18 protein-coding genes are annotated in these 23,155 nt (G+C 39.3%); 16 read left to right on the top strand and 2 right to left on the bottom strand.

The features are described from left to right. The 8 genes from gcvPA (at position 1) to PRVXH_RS09330 (ending at position 11,313) form a co-directional block, all read left to right on the top strand. Positions 1-1,347: an aminomethyl-transferring glycine dehydrogenase subunit GcvPA gene (gcvPA, locus tag PRVXH_RS09365; RefSeq protein ID WP_353892517.1), complete on the top strand. Its 1,347-nt coding sequence runs from the start codon at positions 1-3 to the stop codon at positions 1,345-1,347. After that, positions 1,347-2,795: an aminomethyl-transferring glycine dehydrogenase subunit GcvPB gene (gene gcvPB, locus PRVXH_RS09360; RefSeq protein ID WP_353892516.1), complete on the top strand. Its 1,449-nt coding sequence runs from the start codon at positions 1,347-1,349 to the stop codon at positions 2,793-2,795. Before gcvPA ends, gcvPB begins: the two co-directional genes overlap by 1 nt. Positions 2,796-2,808: 13 nt before the next feature. Beyond that, positions 2,809-4,191, top strand: a complete 1,383-nt coding sequence (gene lpdA / locus PRVXH_RS09355; RefSeq protein WP_353892515.1) for a dihydrolipoyl dehydrogenase — start codon at positions 2,809-2,811, stop codon at positions 4,189-4,191. A 1,893-nt stretch (positions 4,192-6,084) separates the two neighbouring features. Beyond that, entirely contained in the window at positions 6,085-7,479 is a 1,395-nt protein-coding gene (locus PRVXH_RS09350) for an MATE family efflux transporter (protein ID WP_353892514.1), read from the top strand. Between the two features lie 202 nt (positions 7,480-7,681). After that, positions 7,682-9,193 carry a type II 3-dehydroquinate dehydratase gene (gene aroQ / locus PRVXH_RS09345; protein WP_353892513.1) on the top strand — a complete coding sequence of 504 codons (1,512 nt, stop codon included), beginning with the start codon at positions 7,682-7,684 and terminating at the stop codon, positions 9,191-9,193. A 20-nt stretch (positions 9,194-9,213) separates the two neighbouring features. After that, the gene (efp, locus tag PRVXH_RS09340) at positions 9,214-9,771 is read left to right on the top strand and encodes an elongation factor P (RefSeq protein ID WP_353892512.1); all 558 of its coding nucleotides are present in this window, start codon (positions 9,214-9,216) and stop codon (positions 9,769-9,771) included. A gap of 70 nt (positions 9,772-9,841) precedes the next feature. Next, entirely contained in the window at positions 9,842-10,294 is a 453-nt protein-coding gene (locus PRVXH_RS09335; RefSeq protein ID WP_353892511.1) for a CD1247 N-terminal domain-containing protein, read from the top strand. A gap of 116 nt (positions 10,295-10,410) precedes the next feature. Then, positions 10,411-11,313 (top strand): TraB/GumN family protein, encoded by a 903-nt coding sequence (locus tag PRVXH_RS09330; protein WP_353892510.1) that lies wholly within the window; start codon positions 10,411-10,413, stop codon positions 11,311-11,313. Between the two features lie 55 nt (positions 11,314-11,368). Here the strand turns inward: PRVXH_RS09330 and PRVXH_RS09325 are convergent, their stop codons facing one another. After that, positions 11,369-12,334: an ATP-grasp domain-containing protein gene (locus PRVXH_RS09325; RefSeq protein ID WP_353894573.1), complete on the bottom strand. Its 966-nt coding sequence runs from the start codon at positions 12,332-12,334 to the stop codon at positions 11,369-11,371. Between the two features lie 134 nt (positions 12,335-12,468). On the opposite strand from PRVXH_RS09325, the gene PRVXH_RS09320 reads away from it, so the two are divergent. From PRVXH_RS09320 to hcp, 7 genes are all read left to right on the top strand, one after another. Then, positions 12,469-12,792 carry a metalloregulator ArsR/SmtB family transcription factor gene (locus PRVXH_RS09320; protein ID WP_353892509.1) on the top strand — a complete coding sequence of 108 codons (324 nt, stop codon included), beginning with the start codon at positions 12,469-12,471 and terminating at the stop codon, positions 12,790-12,792. A 33-nt stretch (positions 12,793-12,825) separates the two neighbouring features. Further along, positions 12,826-13,890, top strand: coding sequence for an ACR3 family arsenite efflux transporter (gene arsB, locus PRVXH_RS09315; protein ID WP_353892508.1), 1,065 nt, complete (start codon positions 12,826-12,828; stop codon positions 13,888-13,890). Positions 13,891-13,920: 30 nt separating this feature from the next. Further along, positions 13,921-14,322, top strand: coding sequence for an arsenate reductase ArsC (locus PRVXH_RS09310; RefSeq protein WP_353892507.1), 402 nt, complete (start codon positions 13,921-13,923; stop codon positions 14,320-14,322). Positions 14,323-14,770: 448 nt separating this feature from the next. Continuing rightward, positions 14,771-15,697 carry a permease gene (locus PRVXH_RS09305; RefSeq protein WP_353892506.1) on the top strand — a complete coding sequence of 309 codons (927 nt, stop codon included), beginning with the start codon at positions 14,771-14,773 and terminating at the stop codon, positions 15,695-15,697. 486 nt (positions 15,698-16,183) lie between these two features. Further along, a complete protein-coding gene (locus PRVXH_RS09300) occupies positions 16,184-16,867 on the top strand; it encodes a helix-turn-helix domain-containing protein (protein ID WP_353892505.1) in 684 nt (227 codons plus the stop codon). Positions 16,868-16,908: 41 nt separating this feature from the next. Continuing rightward, positions 16,909-17,754 carry an IS3 family transposase gene (locus PRVXH_RS09295; protein ID WP_353892504.1) on the top strand — a complete coding sequence of 282 codons (846 nt, stop codon included), beginning with the start codon at positions 16,909-16,911 and terminating at the stop codon, positions 17,752-17,754. A 955-nt stretch (positions 17,755-18,709) separates the two neighbouring features. Next, positions 18,710-20,353, top strand: a complete 1,644-nt coding sequence (gene hcp / locus PRVXH_RS09290; protein WP_353894572.1) for a hydroxylamine reductase — start codon at positions 18,710-18,712, stop codon at positions 20,351-20,353. A gap of 716 nt (positions 20,354-21,069) precedes the next feature. Here the strand turns inward: hcp and PRVXH_RS09285 are convergent. Beyond that, positions 21,070-21,342: a GIY-YIG nuclease family protein gene (locus tag PRVXH_RS09285; protein WP_353892503.1), complete on the bottom strand. Its 273-nt coding sequence runs from the start codon at positions 21,340-21,342 to the stop codon at positions 21,070-21,072. Between the two features lie 114 nt (positions 21,343-21,456). On the opposite strand from PRVXH_RS09285, the gene PRVXH_RS09280 reads away from it, so the two are divergent. Then, positions 21,457-23,018, top strand: a protein-coding gene (locus PRVXH_RS09280) for an IS3 family transposase (protein ID WP_353892476.1) whose coding sequence is annotated in 2 segments (ribosomal slippage) — positions 21,457-21,931 and positions 21,931-23,018 — 1,563 coding nt in all. Because the reading frame shifts where the segments join, the coding sequence is not laid out codon by codon here. The last annotated feature ends 137 nt before the right edge of the window (positions 23,019-23,155 follow it).

Genomic DNA, 23,155 nt, shown 5'->3' with positions numbered 1-23,155 from the left:
ATGAACCATCGCTTTATTCCCAAAACCTACCAAGAGCGCAAAGAAATGCTTTCAGAAATTGGCAAATCAAGTATAGAAGAGCTTTTTTCTCAAATCCCTCAAAGCTTGAAAATGGAAAAACAGCTTGATATAAAAGGTCCAATGTCGGAGCTGGAACTAACTAAACACATAAATACACTAGCTTCAAAAAACAAGATTGATGATAGCACGATCAGCTTCTTAGGCGGAGGGAGCTACGACCACTATATCCCATCTGTGATAAAACACATCACCTCTCGCTCAGAGTTCTACACCGCCTACACTCCTTATCAAGCAGAAATTAGCCAAGGAGTGCTTCAATCAATATTTGAATTTCAAACAATGATCAGCCGCTTGACTAACATGGAGGTTTCCAACGCCTCCATGTATGATGGGGCTACTGCTGCTGCAGAAGCTATGCTTATGGCAAAAAACAAAAACAAAAAAGGTTCTGTGCTAATATCAAAAGCCATAAACCCTAATTATCGCAAAGTGCTAAAAACCTATGCATCGCAGCTAGGTATAGAGCTTGAAGAAATTGACTTTGATAGTGAAACAGGGCAGACCAATATAGACGGGTTAGAATCTAAGTTAGAAGGCAAAATTGCTGGAGTTGTTATTCAAAGCCCTAACTACTTTGGAGTTATCGAAGAAATGGAACAAATAGGTGAAAAACTAAAAGACCACAAGGCCCTTTTCATCGCTGTTGTAGACCCAATCTCTTTAGCAGTGCTAAAAAGGCCAGGCGATTATCATGCCGATATCGCAGTAGGCGAAGGTCAAAGCCTAGGCATTCCTCAATCCTATGGCGGACCTTATCTTGGTTTTTTCTCCACCACCCAAAAATTGATGAGAAAAATGCCAGGAAGAGTAGTTGGGAAGACAGAGGACAAAGACGGCAATTTAGGATTTGTGCTAACTCTCCAAACGCGAGAACAGCATATACGCAGAGATAAAGCCACATCCAATATTTGCTCCAATCAGGCGCTATGTGCTTTGGCTGCCACAGTTTACATGTCGACCATGGGAAAACAAGGGCTCAAAGAAGCAGCAACACAATCACTGCAAAAGGCCTATTACGCAAAACAGAAATTTACCAACATCGATGGAGTTACCCCTCTTTTTACAGGGCCAACCTTTAAAGAGTTTGCTCTAAAACTTGAAAAGCCAGAAGTTATTAAAGAACTAGAAAAGCACAACATCTATATCGGTGTTTCTTTAGAGAATGACTACCCGGAGCTATCTAGTAGTATTATCTCCGCAGTTACAGAAAAAAGAACCAGTGAGGAAATAGACGAAACTGTTAAAAAGTGGGGTGAGATGGCATAATGAACTCAACTAAAACTATTTTTGAAAAATCCAAACCCGGTCATGTAGCATATTCGTTACCTAAAATAGACGTAGAAGCAAAGTCTGCTGACGAGATTCTTCCTAAGCATTTACTAGCAGATAGCGAAGTAAACCTGCCGGAGCTAAGTGAAGGTGAGGTAGTTCGCCACTTTACAGAGCTATCAACTAAAAGTCACGGTGTTGATTCTGGATTTTACCCATTAGGGTCATGTACCATGAAGTATAACGCTAAGATTAACGAGGATATAGCCCAGATTCCAAACTTTGCTAACTTGCACCCACATATGCCAGAAAGAGCCAGTCAAGGAGCTTTAGAACTTCAGTATAACCTACAACAGCACTTAGCTGAAATAACAGGTATGGATGCCATAACGTTACAACCAGTGGCAGGCGCTCATGGTGAACTAACGGGTATTATGCTTATTGATGCCTATCACAAAAACAAAGGAAACAACAAAAAGACCATCTTAGTTCCAGACTCTGCTCACGGCACAAACCCAGCTACAGCTAGCATGGTAGGGTATGACGTTGTTCAGGTATCGTCTAACGAGAGAGGTTTAGTAGATATTGACTCCTTAAAAGAGGCTTTAAATGATGACGTTGCTGCACTAATGCTTACTAACCCTAACACACTAGGCCTTTTTGAAGAGGACATTTTGGAAATTGCAGAGCTTGTTCATGAAGTAGGTGGCCTTTTATACTATGATGGAGCCAACACTAATGCAATCATGGGTATTTCACGACCGGGAGATATGGGGTTTGACGTAGTACATCTAAACCTTCACAAAACTTTCGGCACTCCTCACGGTGGCGGAGGACCTGGTTCAGGTCCAGTCGGGGTAAAAGAAGAACTTGTAGAGTTTATGCCCACCCCCACCGTAATCCAAAAAAATGGACAATTTAAGCTAGATTACAACAGACCTAAAACAATTGGCAAGGTTCATTCCTTCTATGGTAACTTTGGAGTAAACCTAAAAGCATACTCATATATTTTAGCCTTAGGAGGAGAGGGTTTAAAACAAGTTAGCGAGGATGCTGTTCTTAATGCTAACTATCTTATGGAGAGGCTAAAGAAACACTTTACACTTCCATTTGACAGAGTTTGCATGCACGAGTTTGTACTGTCAGGAAAAGATCTTAAAGACTATGGGGTAAAGACGCTAGATATTGCCAAAGGACTCCTTGACTATGGGTATCATCCACCTACAGTGTACTTCCCGTTAATAGTGGAAGAGGCGCTGATGGTAGAACCTACAGAAACCGAAAGCAAAGAAACCTTAGATAACTTTGCTGATACTATGGCGGAGCTAGTAGAAACATCTAAAAATAATAACGAACAGGTGTTAACAGCACCTCATACCACTGTGGTAGGCAGACTAGACGAAGCAGGTGCAGCCCGCAAGCCGGTGGTAGTTCACGAAGAATAAAGGGGGACTGGACATGTACGATATTTTAGTACTAGGCGGTGGCCCTGGAGGCTACGTTGCAGCGATTAAAGCAGCTCACCTGGGTAAAAAAGTTGCTCTAATCGAAGAGAAAGGATTGGGTGGTACCTGCTTAAATAGAGGTTGTATCCCAACGAAAGCTCTTTATAGAAGTGGATATGTAGCGAAGTTAATCGAAAATGCTAGCGATTTTGGTATCGATGTTACCGACTACACGATAAACTACTCTAAAGTAAAAGAAAGAAAAGACAACATAGTAAGACAGCTAGTCCAAGGTGTACAAGAGCTAGTAGAAAGTAACGGCATAGACTATTATCAAGGAAAAGGACATTGCGAAGATAAAAACACCGTGGTAGTTAATGAAAAAGAGCTTAAAACCCACAAACTTATAATAGCTACAGGATCTGTACCCTTTGTACCCCCTGTATTCGATCCTACAAATCCTAATGTCATAACCTCAGACGAAGCTTTAGAACTTACAGAGCTACCTAAAAGCATGACAATCATCGGTGGAGGAGTTGTAGGTACAGAGTTTGCCGCTATCTTTGCGGCTCTAGGTGTAAAAGTGACGCTAATAGAAATGATGGATCGCCTTCTTATGCCTTTTGATAAAGAAATGACCAAGAGGTTGACGGTATTTTTGAAAAAATCCGGCGTCAAAGTTATGACGAAAGCAAAGGTTACAGAAATTAATTTCGATAATAATAAAGCAACTGTAACTGTAGAACAAAAAGGCAAAGAAAAGCAAATCGAAACAGATAAAGTACTTGTATCCTCTGGTAGAAAGCCTAACTTATCAGGAACCGAAGCTCTTGGGTTAAAGCTTAAGGATAACGGAGGCATAAAGGTAAATGAAAAGCTAGAAACTAACATTTCAGATGTTTACGCTATTGGAGATTGCACAGCAAACATAATGCTTGCCCACGTCGCAACCCACGAAGGACTAACTGCAGCTTCAAACGCCATCGGAAAAGATGAAAAAATGGACTATAAAGCAGTTCCTAACTGTGTATTCACTTATCCGGAGTTATCCTCAGTAGGTGTTACAGAAGACCACTGTAAAATCAAGGAATATGAATACAACGTAAGTAAGTTTAACTTTATCGCCAACGGTAAAGCCTTAGCAGAAGGGGAACCAGAAGGTATGGTAAAGATAATCACAGACAAAGATGACGTAGTAATAGGAGCTCACATCTTAGGACCTCACAGCAGCGACCTGATAGCTGAATTAACACTAGCCGTACAAAACGCTATAACAGCAAGCCAAGTAAGCCATACAATCCACGCCCACCCAACCCTAGCAGAGACAGTAGCTGAAGCTGCTGAGGGGATTTTAGGGAAGATTATTCACGCCAAACCCAAGCCAAAGCGCTTATAAGCAGTCACCTTCTTCGTTGCTAAAAAACGCCTAGACTCCTGACGTATTAAATATACGCTGCGGGCCTAGGCGTTTTTTTGAGCCTCAAACCTAAGCACTTCTAAGCTTTTTGGAATGGTAATTAGTAGTAAGAGGTCAGATGTTAGTAAAAATTACCATATGTATGGTCAGGACATAGTTAACAAAATAGGGTCTTTATTCCCCTCCAAGGCCCCCCGCACGTCATCCTGAGCGTAGCCGAAGGATCTAGCCCGCAAGGGCGCAGGTCCCCCCAAAACTCAAACCTATGCCTTGGGTCATTTCAGGGTTTGTCATTTACTTCTGGGCTACGGTGTTTCTCTGCTGCAGACAGCTTATCAGCACCCATCTTCGTTGTTGCAATTGCTAGCCCAGACCAGTCACGTATTAGAAGATACGCTCCCGCCCTGGTCCATCAACTGCGCCTAGAATCTAGGCACTTCTAAGCAGTCTGGCCATTTGGGTCTCCTTATATGGTTACCCAAATGGATCCCACTTCTAACTTCCAACTTCTCACTACTCCTACAATACGCCCTGCCAGTAAATAACAAACCCTTCAGTAAGCTCAAGCGGTAAAATCTATCGTACCATCTTCTATCTCACTGGTTTTTTGACGTCATCCTGAGGGACACCGAAGGATCTAGCTCACAAGGGCGCTAATTTCAAACCCTAATTGGCCACGGTAAACATAACGAAACAAGCTACATGCTTGGTCCAACCCCATTCATAATAGATACTCATATAGGCAAGACCCAGTTTTAAATGTAGCAGGAATGAGATATAGACACTGTCCTTTTAAAGTCTATATTATTAGCAAAATTTCCTGCAGTTTAACAAAAACCGTTTATTTGTAGACCAAGCAGAATAAGCAAATTTGGAGTGAGTTTCAGACCCAGCATGTAGCTAATTTATACGTTTTCGTGGCCAATTGCTTTTAGTAATGGTAATCAGTAGTATGAGGTCTGATGTTAGTAAAAACCACCATAACAAATAGGGGGCCGAATCCCCTCCGAGGCCTCCCAAAAGGTCATCCTGAGGAACACCGAAGGAGCTAGCCCGCAAGGGCGCAGGACCCACGCAAATCTCAAACCCATGCTCAGGTCAGTTCAGGGTTTGTCATTTACTTCTGGGCTACGGAGTTTCTCTGCTGCAGACAGCTTATCAGCACCCATCTTCGTTGTTGCAATTGCTAGCCCAGACCAGTCACGTATTAGAAGATACGCTCCCGCCCTGGTCCATCAATTGCGCCTAGAATCTAGGCACTTCTAAGCAGTCTGGCCATTTGGGTCTCCTTATATGGTTACCCAAATGGATCCCACTTCTAACTTCCAACTTCTCACTACTCCTACAATACGCCCTGCCAGTAAATGACAAACCCTTCAGCAAGCTCAAGCGGTAAAATCTATCGTACCATCTTCTATCTCACTGTTTTTTTGACGTCATCCTGAGCGCAGCCGAAGGATCTAGCTCACAAGGGCGCTAATTTCAAACCCTAATTGGCCACGGTAACCATAACGAAACAAGCTACATGCTTGGTCCAACCCCATTCATAATAGATACTCATATAGGCAAGACCCAGTTTTAAATGTAGCAGGAATGAAATATAGACTGTTCTTTTAAAGTGTATATTATTAGCAAAATCTCCTGCAGTTTAACAAAAACCGTTTACTTGTAGACCAAGCAGAATAAGCAAATTTGGAGTGAGTTTCAGACCCAGCATGTAGCTAATTTATACGTTTTCGTGGCCAATTGCTTTTAGTAGTGGTAATCAGTAGTATGAGGTCTCAGCCAAAATAAAAAAAGTAAAGTCTTTTTTTGTTTAACAAGTAGTGGTAATATATTATTTAGAGCGCAAAAATAAACGAGGTGAATTTTATGGCTGCACAAACAATTGATGAAAAGAGAGACTTAACAGTTGGTAGCATACCAAAAAAACTAATTAAATTATCACTACCGATTATGGGTGGGATGTTTTTACAAACAATCTTTAACATAGTGGACACGTTTTTCGTTAGCAGACTTGGATCTGACGCTATCGCCGCTGTGGGAATGAATATGCCATTATTATTTATTTTGATGGCTGCTGCCAACGCTGTGGCAGTTGGCTCTAGTTCATATATCGCCAGAAGCTTAGGTGCAAAGGATTATAGCACAGCAGAAAAAACCGCGTCACAAGCTATGACACTAGCTATTATATTCGGAATTATAACCACTGTTATCGGCGTTGTATTTGCGCGACACATTCTAGCCATGATGGGTGCTTCAGGAAACTTACTATCACTAGCTACAGATTATACTAGAATAATCTTTTGGGGTAACTTAATCTTTTTCTTATTCTTAGCCTTAGATGGCGTTCTTCGAGGCGAAGGGGATATGAAAACCTCCATGATGAAACAAATTGTAGCTGTGGGTTTCAACATAATACTAGACCCTATCCTTATTTTTGGGTTTGGCCCTATACCACAAATGGGGGTCGGAGGTGCAGCTTTAGCTACAGTGTTAAGTAGATTTATAGGCTTGTTATTCCTCTTTAGACACTTTAAATCCGGTAAGTCCACAATTAAATTTAACATGACAAAACTGGTATGGGACTGGAAAATTATCAAAAAAATCATGCAAGTTGGATTACCAGCTTCTGCATCCCAAGCGATGATGTCGCTTACTCTTTTTGTGTTTAACCGTCTAGCAGCAGGCTTTGGCGACGAAGCTGTATCTGCGCTAAGTCTGGGCTTTCGTATTGATTCTTTGGCTATCTTGCCTGGTATGGCTATCGGCATTAGCACAGTTACCATGGTAGGGCAAAACTTTGGAGCCAAAAAATTTGACAGAGTTCGCAAATCCTACTGGACTGCACAAATTATGGCTGTAACTTTTATGACCTCCGTTGGCATTATCATCTTTTCTTTTCCAGGTTTTTTCATTAGTATTTTCACCGAAGAAAAGGATGTTGTTAAATACACAACAAGCTATCTTAGGATATTGCCACTTTTCTACCCCTTTTTAGCCAGCGGTTTTATATCTGCCCACTCATTTCAGGGCTTAGGAAAAGCAACCCCCGCCCTAGTAATTGGTCTAATAAGAGTAGCCTTTGTAGGAATCCCATTATCGTATCTTTTAACGTCCCAAACTGACTTAGGTCCTTCTGGGATATGGTTGTCCTTAGGTCTATCAGACTTTGTATTTTTTGCGGTAGGAATGCTATGGTTTAAGGCAACTTTCAGAGGAGTAGAATACAGCACACCGACGCAAGACGTCAGAGATACAGCTTAACAACCGATAAAAAAAACCAAGCTGCTTTTTAGTAACTTGGTTTTTACATATTTATCAAATAACACATCAACCTTTCACATTTCCATTTTTTTAACAAAAAAGAAGGGATATTGTGCCATGGTCTTGAAATAAAATAATATAGAAGTAGGTTAAATACTTTCTTTTACGCTAAAAATAAAAAGGGGAATAGGTGGGATTGGATATGAGATTTATGGTTATACATGGACCTAATTTAAATATGCTCAAAAGTAGACCCCAATCAATTTACGGCCAACGCTCGTTAGAAGAGATTAATAACGAAATAAGAACCTGGTGCATGAAGAATAATATACATGTAGATATTGTTCAATCCAACTGTGAGGGAGAAATAATAGACTATCTCCATAAGTTTCAATCATATAATGGTATTGTTATAAACCCAGGAGCTTATACCCACTATTCTTATGCCATCGGTGATGCGGTGGAGCTAGTTAACATTCCGGTTGTTGAAGTTCACCTGTCAGATATTTACAGCAGAGAGGATTTTAGGCGCAAGTCTGTAATAGCTTCTCATTGCTATAGACAAATTTCAGGGTTTGGTTTTCATGGTTATATTTTAGCTTTGCAAGCAATAATTCATAAAATAGAGGAGGTAGATTCCATGACTTATTATAGAGTTGCAGAACTTAAAAAACAATTAAAAGAAAAAGGCTTAGATGCTATGCTGGTTAATCAACCAGAGAATCGTCAGTACATAACAGGCTTTACCGGAAGTAGTGGATACGTTTTATTTACTCAAGACAAAGACTATTTCTTTACTGATTTTAGGTACATCGAGCAAGCCAAAGAACAACTTGAAGGGTTTGAGATTGTTAAGCACGGGTTTTCTCCGCTAGATGACATCTCGCAATATCTTTCAAACGCTGGTGTGCAAAAGCTTGGCTTTGAAGAACATTTTGCTACTTACCAAGCCTTTCAACGTTATCAAAAAGCCTTTAAAAACATTCAAGTATTACCAGCTGGACCAATTGTTGAAGAAATTAGAAAAGTTAAAGATAGAACAGAGATTGAGAATACCGAGAAAGCTATAGATATTGCAGTAGCAGCATTTGAGCATATTCTAGGCTTTTTAAAGCCAGGGATTAAAGAAGTGGATGTAGCCTTAGAGCTAGAGTTTTTTATGCGTAAAAAAGGTGCAAGTGGCCTGGCATTTGAAACTATAGTTGCCTCTGGGCACAGATCGGCACTGCCACACGGAATTGCATCAGAAAAGGTGCTAGAAGAAGGCGACTTTGTAAAAATGGATTTTGGTTGTGTCTACAACGGATATTGTTCAGATATCTCTAGAACCGTCGTGCTAGGCAAAGCAACAGATAAACAAAAGAAAATTTACGACACAGTTCTAAAGGCTCAGCAAGCTGCAATTGACAACATAAAAGCTGGAGTTAGCGGCAAAAAAGCTGATGATTATGCAAGAAGTGTAATTACTGAAGCAGGCTATGGTGATAAGTTTGGCCATGGTTTAGGGCATGGTATTGGTATGGTAGTACATGAAAACCCAAGAGTGTCCCCAAACAGCGAAGACATCTTAAGACCAGGAAATATCATAACTGTAGAACCAGGAATTTATATCCCTGAATACGGTGGAGTTAGAATAGAAGATATGCTTGTTATAACTGAAGACGGCAGCAAAAATCTAACAAAAGCTACAAAAGAATTTATCGAGATAACATAAACTAAGGAGGAACAGCAGAAATGATTTCACCAAATGATTTTAAAACAGGACTTACTATTGAATACGATGGATCAATCTATACTGTAGTAGACTTTCAACATGTTAAGCCAGGAAAAGGAGCGGCCTTTGTCCGTACTAAGCTAAAAAATGTAGAAACTGGAGCAATAATGGAAAAAACCTTTAACCCAAAAGAAAAGGTTGGAAAAGCTCACATCGACAGAAATGAAATGCAATTTCTTTATGCTTCTGGAGATGACTACATTTTTATGGACACCCAAACCTATGAACAGCTAACCTTAACCAAAGACTATTTAGGTGAAGCCACAAAGTACCTAATCGAAAATATGAACATAAAGGTACTTATCTATAAAGAAAAGCCTATCGGCGTAGAACTGCCAAACTTTGTAATATTAGAAGTGACAGAAACTGAGCCTGGCATCAAAGGTGATACTGCATCTGGTGGTTCTAAACCTGCTACAATGCAAACTGGTTTGGTAGTAAATGTCCCTTTCTTCATAAATGAAGGTGACAAACTAAAGATCGACACTAGAACAGGGGCTTATATAGAAAGAGCTTAAAAATTTAAATAAAGTTTTGATTTTTGGGTATTTTAATTGGTAGTATATAATTTTAAAGGAGGAATGACAGGTGAGTGATTTAAGGGAAAAAATAGCATATATTAAAGGATTAGCAGAGGGTATGAAACTTGATCAAAGTTCTAATGAAGGTAAAATACTAGATAGAATTCTAGATGTGCTTGGCGATATGTCTGAGGATATCGAGGACTTATATATCGGTCAAGACGAAATCGAGGAATATGTTGAAGCTGTTGATCATGATCTAGCTGAGCTAGAAGCTGACTTTATCGGTGCAGATGACATCTATGAAGACGAAATTATAGATGAATATGGTGATGGCGACATCGATGAAGTTGCAGAATATGAGCTAACCGACGAGGACATAGAGGTTGAGTGCCCAAGTTGTGGTGAGGCATTCCACGTTGACGAAGAAGAGCTAGCTGACGAAGAATTAGAAATTCTTTGTCCAGGATGCGAAGATGTAGTCTTCGCAACAGCACATGAAGAAGAAGTAGAAGTATAAGATAATATAAAAAAAGCTGTTGACTAATACAAATGTCAACAGCTTTTTTTATATGAATATTTTTCCACGTTTTCACTTATCCTAAGAAAGACATTAAAAGTAAAGGAGGAAAAATATTGAACAAAAACCTTTTTAAACCTCTAGTTCTAATAACGCTGCTATCGATGTTTTTGTTAGTAGCATGTATTCCTGAAGACCCAGAAGAATCTAAGGGAATATTTTACGAAGTTCAGACAGGTAATACCAGCATGTATCTTTTAGGCTCAGTCCATGTAGGAAAAGAGGACATGTATCCACTAGATGAAGAAGTTGAAAAAGCATTTAAACAATCGCAGGTATTAGGCCTAGAGTTAGACACTAAAAACATAGATGAAATGGAAATAGCAGGGCAGGTTTTGCACTTTGCAAAATATCATGATGGCAGCCTCGCCACGGATTTATTACCAGAAGAAGAGTTTCAAAATGCAGCCGACATAATTGGAGTGCAGCCTCAGATGCTAAACCAATTTAAACCTTGGTACATAACAATGACCCTGTCAAATATTGCGGCAGAAGAAGCTGGATATTCCTCTAAATATGGTGTAGAAGAATACTTTATCCAACAAGCAGAAGATAAAGAAATAATAGGGTTAGAAACAGTAGTAGATCAAATAGCCACTTTTGAACTACTATCTAATGAATCACAAGAGCTTTACTTTGAAGAGACATTAAACAATATAGAAGGTACAAAAGATCAAATGGATGAACTTATCACCTTGTGGCGTCAGGGAGATAGCGCTGCTTTTGCCCAAATGCGAAAGGAAACATTAGAGCAAGCGCCAACACCATCCCTAGAATTACACCAAAGAGCTTTGTTAGATGAGAGAGACAAAAAAATGGCCGAAACCCTACACCATATACTAAAGGAAGACAGTGGAAGAACTTATTTTGTAGTGGTAGGTGCTATGCACCTAGTTGGGGAAAATAGTATAGTTGACCACTTAAACCAAAAAGGATATGAAGTTAATAGTGTTTACTAAAAAAATAACCTCCACTGAATTTAATCAGTTAAGGAGGTTGCTTTTTTTAGTTTTCTTATAGACTTGTTATTTTAAAGGAGATAGTTTTTAGTACTTCCAGCACCGCTCTTGCAGTATCCATAGAAGTTACACAATGAACTCCAGACTCCACAGCAGCTCTACGTATTCTAAAACCATCTCTTTTAGGCTGCTTACCTTTAGCTGGTGTATTTATAACTAAATGGATTTTCTCCTGCTGTATCAAATCTAAAAGATTAGGGGATTTTTCATTAATTTTCGATACCTGGGTGACTAAAACGCCTGCCCTCTTTAAAGCATTAGCTGTCCCTTCAGTTGCAAAGATAGAATAACCAAGTTCCCATAATTCCCTAATTACAGGAATAGCCTCGTCTTTATCTTTATCGGCAATAGTTACCAGGATGTTGCCGTCGGCAGGAATAGCTAAACCAGAGGAAACTAGTCCCTTATAAAGAGCTTTAGGATAAGATTCATCCAAACCTATAGTCTCCCCTGTAGATTTCATCTCCGGTCCTAGGGATGTTTCTACCTCAATAAGTTTTGAAAAAGAAAACACCGGTACTTTAACTGCATATATATCAGATCTTGGCATGAAATCACACCTAACACCTTGCTCGCATAAAGTTTTGCCCATAGCAGCTTCGGTGGCAATCTGAACCATAGGAGTTTTTGTTACCTTGCTGAGAAAAGGGACAGTACGACTTGATCGAGGATTTACTTCAATTAGGTACACGCAATTGTTCTGTATGACGAACTGAAGGTTAATCATACCTTTTATTTTTAGAGCTTTTGCTAACCTCTTGGTATAATCTAACACCGTTTGCTTCATATGGTTATTCAGATTTATAGGGGGAGTAACTGCAATACTATCTCCGGAATGAACTCCAGCCCGTTCAACATGCTCCATAATCCCAGGAACTAATATTTCAGTTCCATCGGAAATCGCATCAATTTCAACCTCCATTCCCTGCAAGTATTTATCTAATAGTACGGGGTGTTGTATAAAATCCTTTTTAAGTTAGTGGGGCAAACTGTTATTGTAAATAAATTATTACAGATCAATGTATTTATTGACAGGTGAACTATTATAAATTACCATATGAGTATAAACAAATATGCAGATAAGGTGGTGGAAAAATGGTAGAGATTTTTAAAGCTTTAGGAGATGAAACTAGGCTTAGAATGGCTATGCTTTTTAGCCAAGAAAAGCTTTGTGTATGTGAAATAGAAGAGATACTTGAAATAAGCCAGTCAAATGCATCACGTCACTTAAACAGATTAAAAACCGTAGGAATAATTTCATCTGAGAGAAAAGCTCAGTGGGTCTATTACTACATTAGCAATGATTTTTTGAGCAAATACAATAGCCTTTGGCAAGAGGTATGTAAACAGCTAAACGAAGGTATATATGCAGAAGACAAAAAGCGCTTAGAAGAAGTTAAAAAATCCACCGATTGCTAGGTGGGTTACAAAAAATTTTAGGAGGTCTTACTTATGGTAAACGAAAAACAAACAGGAGGTATGGGATTTTTTGAAAGAAATCTAACCATATGGGTTGCAGCATGTATAGTTATTGGTGTTGCTATTGGATATTATCTGCCCCAAGTTCCTGAAACATTAGATAAATTCACATACTATGAAATTTCACTGCCTATAGCCATACTAATTTGGATGATGATTTATCCAATGATGCTAAAGATTGACTTTACAAGTATCGTTCAGGCGCTAAAAATGCCTAAAGGCTTAACGTTAACATGTACCGTTAACTGGCTTATAAAGCCCTTTACCATGGCCTTTTTCGCCTGGTTATTTTTTACCGTAATCTTTAGAAACCTTATAGACCCCGTAACAGCTGACGCATACTTTGCAGGTGCAGTTATCTTAGGGGCAGCACCATGTACTGCTATGGTATTTGTCTGGAGTCACCTAACTAAAGGAAACCCGGCATACACATTGGTTCAAGTTTCTGTTAACAACATTATTTTACTAGTGGCCTTTGCTCCAATTATAGTACTACTACTAGGAGTTTCGGATTTGGCAGTACCATATGGAACAGTCTTTTTATCGGTATTCTTATTTATCGTCATTCCACTAGTGGCAGGATTTATATCTAGAAACTTAATCATTAAAAATAAAGGCGAAGATTATTTTGAAAATGTGTTTTTAAAGAAGTTTGATGGCATTACAATGGTTGGTCTGTTACTTACCTTAATCCTAATTTTTACTTTTCAAGGTGATGTGATAATTAACAACCCTATTCACATACTGCTAATTGCCATTCCACTTACTATACAGACATTTTTCATTTTCATTGTAGCATATGGGTGGGCAAAAGCTTGGAAGCTTCCCCACAATGTAGCTTCTCCGGCTGCAATGATTGGCGCAAGTAACTTCTTTGAGCTAGCAGTAGCGGTGGCTATATCTGTATTTGGGCTACGTTCTCCGGCAGTTACTGCAACAGTTGTAGGTGTACTAGTAGAAGTGCCAGTAATGCTTGCACTAGTTAAAATAGCCAACAAAACCCGTCATTGGTTCCCAGCTGAAAGCCAGGAAGGTTAAAAGTGAATATTTAATAAGGAGCTGTAAATAGTGAAAAAATCAATAGGCTTTATATGTGTAGGTAATTCATGCAGAAGTCAAATGGCAGAAGGATTTGCCAAAAAATTAGGGAAAAATGTATTTGAAGTATACAGCGCCGGCACAGAGCCAGCAGTAAAAGTTAACCCCAATGCAGTGGAAGTAATGAAAGAAGCAGGAATCGATATAACAGACCAAAAACCAAAAGTCTTAAAGGACATCCCAAATAAGCTAGATATAATCATAACAATGGGCTGCAACGTACAATGTCCATTTGTACCCCATGACCACAAAGAAGACTGGGGACTAGACGACCCAGTAGGAAAGCCAATAGAAGAGTTTAGAAAAACAAGAGACACCATACAAAAGAAAATGCACGACCTAATCCGCAGAGTACAGCAGGGAGAGGTTTAGTTTTTTAAGAGCAGTCGGACAGTTGGCCAGTTGAACAGCAGACAGGGAAATTCAAAAGCGAATTTGCAATTTACAATGGACAATTTTAACCCATTTGGACAATTATACATGTTTTTCTCTCAAAGAGGGTGGTGGCGATGTCTGTGTAGGTGCCGTAATTGGCTATAGTAAACGCCTCGCAGAACCCCGCCCAAACGTCACCCTGAGCTTGTCGAAGGGTCTAGCCCACAAGGGCGCAGGACCCACACACGAACATAGGACACGAAACCATCCCTCAAAGAGGGTAGGGGGCGACCTCAGTGTCGCCCCGTCCTACATGGCTAACCAATTTAAATAAGTTTTCCTTTAATGTGCTTTTCCTATCCAACAATCCAACCATCTTCTATCTAACTAGGTTTACGCCGTACGAGAAAAATGTTCTGCTTCTAAACGAAAAGAGGTGAAAACAATGGAAAACTTTATTAACTTTCTTCAAACCTTCATAGGACTTTTTGGAGAGTTGCTGCTACTATTTATAGGCATAACATTTTTAGTAGGACTACTCCAAGAGTACGTTAAACCGGAAAGTATAAGAAAAGTGCTAGGCAAAAGTAGAAGAGGACTTGGCAACATTGTCGGAGCATTTCTAGGGTCATTAACCCCGTTTTGCACATGCTCTACCATTCCAGTTATGCTAGGACTTCACAAAGCCGGAGTATCCTTTGGCATTACAATGTCCTTCTTTTTTGCTTCACCACTGTTAAATCCGATAATAGTTGGTCTTATGCTAATGCTTTTTGGCATAAACATAACCCTTGTATATGTGGCAATAATTTTCCCAGTTTCAGTGCTAATTGGGATCTTTTTAGAGAAATTAGGCTATGAAAAATGCATCAAGTCAGTAAATATTGTCAAAGACGAAGAGGGTTGCTCATGTAGCATAACTGCAGAAGATGGGTTTTGGTCAGGTGCTAAACCAAGAATCAAACGATCCGGCCAATACGCCTTTAACTTATTTAAGCAGGTAGTTCCATACTTAGTGATTGGTTCGGCCATAGGTGCTTTTATTCACGGCTACATTCCAGAAGAGCTGATAGTTAGAGTAGCTGGACCAGATACTCCATTTTCTATTCCGCTTGCTTCGGTAATAGGTATACCGATGTATATTAGAGGAGCAACTATATTACCGATAAGCTCAGTGCTAGTAGAGCAGGGAATGAACATGGGAGCAGTAATGGCGCTAATAATAGGAGGAGCAGGAGCAAGCCTACCAGAGGTAACAATCCTATCCTCAATTTTTAGCAAAAAGCTCCTATTTACCTATCTAGCAACAGTTATAGGCCTAGCAATATTTGCAGGCTATCTGTTTAATTTCTTGCTGAGAATAGGGCTTTAAAGTAAGTTAGACAGCAGACAGGGAAATTCAAAGGCGAATTTACAACTTACAATGGACAATTAAAACCTAAAGCTGTTTAGTCAGGACATAGGTAACAAAAATGGTTCAACACATAGGTGACACTCCGTTAAAATAATATGTTAAATTTTTTGACGTCACCCTGAGCTTGTCGAAGGGTCTAGCCCACAAGGGCGCAGGACCACACAACGAACATAAGACACGAATCCACCCATCAAAGAAGCTAGGGGGCGACATCAGTGTCGCCCCGTGCTACATGGCTACCCAATTTAAATAAGTTTTCCTTTAATGTGCTTTCCCTATCCAACAATCCAACCATCTTCTATCTAACTAGGTTTACAGCGCTTTCCCCTGCGAGATAGAATTTGGATTTTAATCCTTAAACGAGTCTGGACCCAGCAGATTGATATGCTCCCTATAAAGTAGACAGCTGAAATAAAAAAATCTACTGGTTAGGGGGAATATTTTATGAACACTAAAAATAAGTACAGTGCCAAAGAAAGGTACCATATCATACAGGAATACAAAAACGGAGATAGTCCAAAAACTAGCATTGCTTACAAATATAATATTAATAGAGGGACTATAAGCGAGTGGTTAGATAAGTTCTCAAGGCATGGTATAGAAGGACTTACCGATTGTAAAGCGCCAGTCGAGTATTCTAAAAAAGTAAAGGAAAATGCTATTAAAGAATATTTATCAGGTGAACATACTTTAAGATTTTTAGCAAAAAAATACGGAATTACTGATCATAGTGTTTTACGCAAGTGGGTAAAAAAGTATAATGGACATAGAAAATTAAATTCAGTAACAGAAATGGAAGGGATGGATTGCTCTATGTCTAAACGAAAATCTGTTGAAGATAAAGTTAAAATAGTATTATTTTGCATTGAAAATGATTATAACTACGAACTTACTGCTAAAACTTATCAGGTCTCCTACCAGCAAGTTTATCAGTGGGTTAGAAAATACAACTCCGGTAACAAGGATGCATTAAAGGATGGACGTGGTCGTAAGAAAAGCGAAGAAGAACTCACAGCAACAGAAAAAGCTAAACTTGAAATGGAGAAAATAAAAAGAGAAAACGAAAAATTACGAGCGGAGAATGCTTTCCTAAAAAAGCTGAAGGCTTTAGAAAGGGGGGATCTTTAAATAGAGTAAGACAAGAAAACAAATATATTGTTATTAAAGAATTGAATGAGGAAGACAATTTTCCAATAATATTGCTATGCGAGGTTGCTGGTGTTACTCGCTCTGCTTATTATAAATGGGTAGACAAGAAAAAAACTGATTTAGAAGTAGAAAACGAACAAATTATGGAAGATCTGATTTTACTATATAATGGTTTTAAAGGTGTTTATGGTTATAGAGTGTTAAAGTTGTACCTAGACCGTATATATGAAAAGAAGATAAACCATAAAAGAGTTCATCGCCTAATGAAAGTTGCAGGTCTAAAATCAATTACCCGAAGAAAAAAGAAACGCTATGGTAAATCTAAACCAGAACACATAGCGGAAAACATATTAAAACGTAACTTCAAAGCAGATAAGGCAAATGAAAAATGGGTAACAGATATTACAGAGTTTAAATATGGCAACAAAAAAGCTTATTTAAGTGCTATTTTAGACTTGTACGATAACTCCATTGTTTCATATGTTGTAAGCCACTCTAATAATAATCAGCTAGTATTTCAGACCTTAGATAAGGCTTTGATAAAATCACCTGGAGCGACTCCTTTACTCCATAGTGACCGTGGTTTCCAGTATACCTCCAATGGATTTAAACAAAAAATAAAGGCTGCAAATATAACACAGAGTATGTCAAGAGCAGGAAACTGCCTTGATAATGCACCAATAGAAAGTTTTTTTGGTAAGCTAAAGGTCGAAAAGTATTACTTAGAAGGCAACTATCAAACATTTAAAGAGTTAAAAGATGCAATAGACGAGTATATCCACTTCTATAACCATACCAGGCTACAGAAAAAGCTGAGCGGATTAAGCCCAATAGAATATCGATATCAATATCAGTTAACAGCTTAATTTTTTTATTATTTCCATTGTCTACTTGACAGGGGGCAGGTCAGATAGAGCACCGGCCTCTTTACCAAAACCGCGCGTTTTACAGTGGCCAATGTTTTTATGTAGTTTTACTTTAGGGTCAGGTTTATAGGAGATAGGGAAATTCAAAAGCGAATTTACAATTTACAATTTACAATGGACAATTGACAATGAAAACCAAGTCACCAACACCACAATCTCCAACCGCACGTCATCCTGAGCTTGCCGAAGGATCCAGCCCATAAGGGCGCAAGACTTACGAAACGGGCAAAAACGCCGCAACTGTAGGGGTGGATCTCTGTGTCCACCCTGACCCAAACAGAAAGAAACAGCAAACCGGAGGCAAAGTTTACAGCATTTATATTTACAGCGTAATCAGCAAAACTGTGCTTTCCCTATCCAACAATCCAACCATCTTCTATCTAACTAATGTCTCTACAGCGCTTTTCAGCGAGGTTTACAAAACGCCCTTCAGCGCTTTTCCGTGCGAGATAGCATTTGATTTTTAAGCCCTAAACGAGTCTGACCCAGCATGTAGCTTATTTCGTTATGTTTACCGTAGGCAAATAAAGTTTTTGTTCTTTTTTTTTATCTTTACAGTGTGTTTCCGTGAGGTTTACAAAAAGCTTTTCAGTGCGTTTCCGTGTGCAAAAGGTTTTGAACTTGAAATCTCCGCCTTTCAGCCATGCCCTACGACCCTTTACCAACCTCCCACCTTCTAACACCTTATTACTACAACTCATAAAGGCAAGGAACTGATTTTAAAAAAATCGGTTCCTTGCCTTTTTCGTGACCTACGTCACGGAAACATACCATAACTTTCTATATAATTAGACATGTAATCAACAAACAGGAGGTACACAAAATGCTATCAAAACTTAAACAGTTTTTTAGTGATAATCAAAATAAAGGAGGAATTCAAAAAATGAGTCAAAAGATGTTTTGTCACCAATGTCAAGAGGCTGCCAAAGGTACTGGCTGTGATGTAGCCGGTGTTTGTGGTAAGTCAAGCGAAGTTTCAAACCTGCAAGATTTACTAATCCACGTGCTTAAAGGTGTAGCTGAATACAACCAGCAAGCTAGAAAAGCAGGTCTAAACCGTCCAGAAACAGACAGACTAGTAATGGATTCTCTATTTACAACAATTACAAATGCTAACTTTGACGATGAGTCAATCTCTAAAAGAATCGAAAAAGTTATTACAGAAAGAGATGCGATCAAAGAAACTCTACAAAAAGAAGGTAAGCTAGAAGACAAAAACTACAAAGACTTTGCTACATGGACTGGCAGCAGAAGTGAATTTGCACAAAAGGCTGCTCAACCAGAAGTAGGTATCCTAGCTACAGAAAACGAAGACGTAAGAAGCTTAAGATCTCTAATTCTATTTGGTCTTAAAGGTATGGCAGCATACGCTGAGCATGCTGACAACCTAGGTCATCGCAGCGAAGAAATTTCTGCATTCATCGAAAAAGCACTAGTAGCAATTGAAGATGAAACTCTAAGCGCTGACGATTTAACTGCCCTAACTTTAGAAACCGGTAAGTACGGTGTAGATGTTATGGCTCTACTAGACGAAGCTAACACATCTAAATATGGTAACCCAGAAATCACAGAAGTTAACATCGGTGTTCGCAACAACCCTGCTATCTTAGTAAGTGGTCACGACCTTAAAGACTTTGAAGAACTTCTAGAGCAAACAGAAGGTACAGGAGTAGACGTATATACTCATTCCGAAATGCTACCTGCTAACTACTACCCAGCATTTAAAAAGTATGACCATTTCGTTGGTAACTACGGAAATGCATGGTGGAAGCAAAAAGAAGAATTCAAAAGCTTCAACGGACCAGTACTATTTACAACAAACTGTATAGTACCTCCATCTGCAGACTACGCTGACAGAATCTACACAACAGGTGCTACTGGCTACCCAGGATTTAAGCACTTTGAAGATCGTAAAGATGGTAAAGCTAAAGACTTCACAGAAATCATCGAGCATGCTAAAAGACTACCAGCTCCAACAGAAATCGAAAAAGGTAAAATCGTAGGTGGGTTTGCTCATAACCAAGTTATGCAGCTAGCTGACAAAGTTGTAGACGCTGTTAAATCAGGTGCAATCAAGCAATTCTTCGTAATGGCTGGTTGTGACGGAAGAATGAAAAGCAGAAACTACTACACAGACTTTGCCAAAGAGCTTCCACAAGACACAGTAATCCTAACTGCTGGTTGTGCAAAATACAAATACAACAAGCTAGACCTAGGCGACATCGGCGGCATCCCAAGAGTACTAGATGCTGGTCAATGTAACGACTCCTACTCACTAGCAGTAATCGCCCTAAAACTGAAAGAAGTATTCGAACTAAACGACATCAACGACCTACCAATTTCCTACAACATCGCCTGGTACGAGCAAAAAGCAGTAATCGTACTACTAGCTCTACTACACCTAGGCGTGAAAAACATCAAACTAGGACCAACACTACCAGCATTCCTATCACCAAACGTAGCAAACGTACTAGTAGAAAACTTCGGTATCAATCCTATTTCGACTGTGGAAGAGGATATCGAACAATTCCTAGGCTAAGAGAGCTAGGCCGCTTTATAAGCACCCTAGTGGGGTCGGAAGCTAAAAAGCACTTATCTTCGTTGTTGCAATAAAAATCCCAGACTCCTCGCGTATTACTTATACGCTGAGGGCCTGGGATTTTTTTGCGCCTAGAATCTAAGCCCTTTTAAGCATCCTAGTGGGGTCAGAAACCTTTGTGCAAGATTTTTTTACCGGCCTCTAACTTCCAACCTCCAATTACGCTACTATTACTTATACGCTGGCAGGCCTGGACTTTTTTAAAGCCTCGAATCTGAGCACTTTCGTAGGGGCGACCTTGGGTCGTCGCCCGCCACCCTAGTGGGGTCAAAGCACCCTGTGGGGTCAAAAGCTTTAAAGGAATTGTCACCCTGAGCTTGCCGAAGGGTCTAGCCCAAAAGGGCGCAAAACCCCACGAAACGTACAGAAAAGGACTAAGAATTTGCCCAACTACAAACTCCCAACCTCCAATTACGCTACTATTACTTATACGCTGCCGGCCTGGGATTTTTTGCGCCTAGAATCTAAGCACCTTTAAGCATCCTAGTGGGGTCAAAACACACTGTGGGGCCAAAGGCTTTAAAAGAACTGTCACCCTGAGCCTGCCGAAGGGTCTAGCCCATAAGGGCGTAAGACCCACAAAACGGACACAAAAGGACTAAGAATCTAAGCATTCAGCTTTCTATTCTCACTACTCACATCTTACTTCCCACTACTCAACTACTTAAATCCTTCCACTTAGGGTTTACACTCGCAATTAGTTCATTTTTCTTTTGTCGTGTCCAGCCTTTAATTTCTTTTTCCCTTGCTATGGCAGAATTAGCATCGGAAGTAGACTCATAATAAAGCAATTTATCCACATTATACTTCTGTGTAAAACCTTTCACCAATTTATTTTTATGCTCATAAATACGACGCTCTAAATTGTTAGTGACACCTGTGTACAAGACTCTATTATTCCAATTAGTAGCGATGTAAACATAATACATACTATCTCCCCTTTTAAACAGTAGCCTAATAAGCCCTATGTGTTAGGATAGTTGTCGTATAAGAAAATTAATGCAATAATGAAGTTACGACACTAAACCTAAGGAGATAAAATTATGTCAAAATCTAAAAGTAAGCACTACTCTAAAGAGTTTATTGAGTCCGTATTAAAAAGACTTGAGCCCCCTTCAAATGACACCGTTACTGCTATTGCAGCAGAGCTGGGCATTCCCAAAACAACCATTTATACATGGGTGAAAAGAAACAATAAAACTCTATCATCTCGCAAACCTCAAAATAGGTGGAACTCAGAAGATAAATTCCAAATAGTATTAGAAACAGCAGCTTTAAGTGAAGCTGAGCTAGCCGATTACTGCCGACGTAAAGGTATATACCTTGAAGATATAAAGCGTTGGAAAGAGCAATGTTTAAAGGCAAACCAAGGTGAAACACAGGACTACCAAAAGACTAAAAGTGAGTTAAAGGAAGAAAAGGAAAAAGCAAAAGAATTAAAAAAGCAGCTTAGACAAAAAGAGAAGGCACTGGCAGAAACGGCTGCATTACTAGTATTAAGAAAAAAAGCAGACGCGATTTGGGGGGACCCCGAGGAAGACTGATCAGTAGCTCAGATCGCGTAAAAGCAGTAGAACTGATCGATGAAGCAAGAATAAATGGTGCAAGGTTAGCCCCTGCATGTGAAGTATTAAGTATCAGCGTGCGTACCTATCAAAGATGGACTAAGGAAAAAGGGAAGATCAAAGAAGATAAAAGACCTTCAGCTAAACGCCCCACTCCTAAAAACAAGCTAACAGATGAAGAACGCCAAGAAATAATAAAAACAGCAAATAATCCTAAGTATGTCGACTTACCTCCATCACAAATAGTTCCTAAGCTGGCAGACGAAGGCAAATATTTGGCATCTGAATCAACAATTTACAGGGTTTTAAAAGAAGAAAAAATGGATGCTCACCGAGGAAGGGCCAAAAAACCCACAAAAAGGGAGCCTCCTACTCATGTAGCTACTTCCCCTAATAAAATATGGACTTGGGATATAACATGGCTAAACTCTGCTGTTAAAGGTAGTTTCTATAAGTTATACCTTATAATAGATATGTTTAGCAGATTAATTGTAGCCTATGAAGTATGGGAGTCAGAGAAAGCAGAATATGCTGAAAGACTTATTAAAAAAGCAACATTGTCTCAAAAGATTTCAGGTCGACCTTTAGTACTACACTCCGATAATGGCAGCCCAATGAAAGCAGCAACATTTCAGGCCACACTTGAAAAACTAGGTATTCAAAGCTCTTTTTCCCGTCCAAGAGTTAGTAATGACAACCCTTACTCCGAATCGCTCTTTAAGACCATGAAGTATCGCCCAGCATACCCTTATAAAGGTTTTAAAAGCATAGAGGAAGCAAGAAATTGGGTTAAAGAATTTGTTAGATGGTATAACTATGAACACTTACATAGTGGCTTAAAATTTGTTACACCTTACCAAAGACACTATGGAATTGATGTTAATATAGTAGAAAAAAGAATCAGGATCTATGAGCATGCAAGGAAAAAGCACCCAGAGAGGTGGTCTAAAAATATCAGAGATTGGTCATTACCCGAATATGTTTCTCTAAACCCTATAAAAGACATACAGTTTAAAAATACTATAGATCATGTAGATTAGCTTTACAATCTAACAAGGTAATTCGTAAAACTTTTTAATTTTAATGCGACAACTTTCTTGACAAACACCGTAAGCCACTACCCACTCCAGAATACATAAACCCATAGATTCTTCACTACGTTCAGAAGGACAAATTC

The sequence above is a fragment of the Proteinivorax hydrogeniformans genome, from assembly GCF_040515995.1.
GTDB classification, from domain to species: Bacteria; Bacillota; Proteinivoracia; order Proteinivoracales; family Proteinivoracaceae; genus Proteinivorax; species Proteinivorax hydrogeniformans.
The sequence above is the reverse complement of the archived record's forward strand: the minus strand, read 5'-3'. Positions and strand labels throughout refer to the sequence as shown.

Bases quoted from the DNA above. Each gene is read 5' to 3' on its own strand.
- PRVXH_RS09320 (WP_353892509.1), top strand. From the start codon at position 12,469: ATGGTAGAGATTTTTAAAGCTTTAGGAGATGAAACTAGGCTTAGAATG.
- aroQ (WP_353892513.1), top strand. From the start codon at position 7,682: ATGAGATTTATGGTTATACATGGACCTAATTTAAATATGCTCAAAAGT.
- gcvPB (WP_353892516.1), top strand. From the start codon at position 1,347: ATGAACTCAACTAAAACTATTTTTGAAAAATCCAAACCCGGTCATGTA.
- gcvPA (WP_353892517.1), top strand. From the start codon at position 1: ATGAACCATCGCTTTATTCCCAAAACCTACCAAGAGCGCAAAGAAATG.
- efp (WP_353892512.1), top strand. From the start codon at position 9,214: ATGATTTCACCAAATGATTTTAAAACAGGACTTACTATTGAATACGAT.
- PRVXH_RS09285 (WP_353892503.1), bottom strand. From the start codon at position 21,342: ATGTATTATGTTTACATCGCTACTAATTGGAATAATAGAGTCTTGTAC.
- PRVXH_RS09300 (WP_353892505.1), top strand. From the start codon at position 16,184: ATGAACACTAAAAATAAGTACAGTGCCAAAGAAAGGTACCATATCATA.
- PRVXH_RS09350 (WP_353892514.1), top strand. From the start codon at position 6,085: ATGGCTGCACAAACAATTGATGAAAAGAGAGACTTAACAGTTGGTAGC.
- hcp (WP_353894572.1), top strand. From the start codon at position 18,710: ATGTTTTGTCACCAATGTCAAGAGGCTGCCAAAGGTACTGGCTGTGAT.
- arsB (WP_353892508.1), top strand. From the start codon at position 12,826: ATGGTAAACGAAAAACAAACAGGAGGTATGGGATTTTTTGAAAGAAAT.
- lpdA (WP_353892515.1), top strand. From the start codon at position 2,809: ATGTACGATATTTTAGTACTAGGCGGTGGCCCTGGAGGCTACGTTGCA.
- PRVXH_RS09305 (WP_353892506.1), top strand. From the start codon at position 14,771: ATGGAAAACTTTATTAACTTTCTTCAAACCTTCATAGGACTTTTTGGA.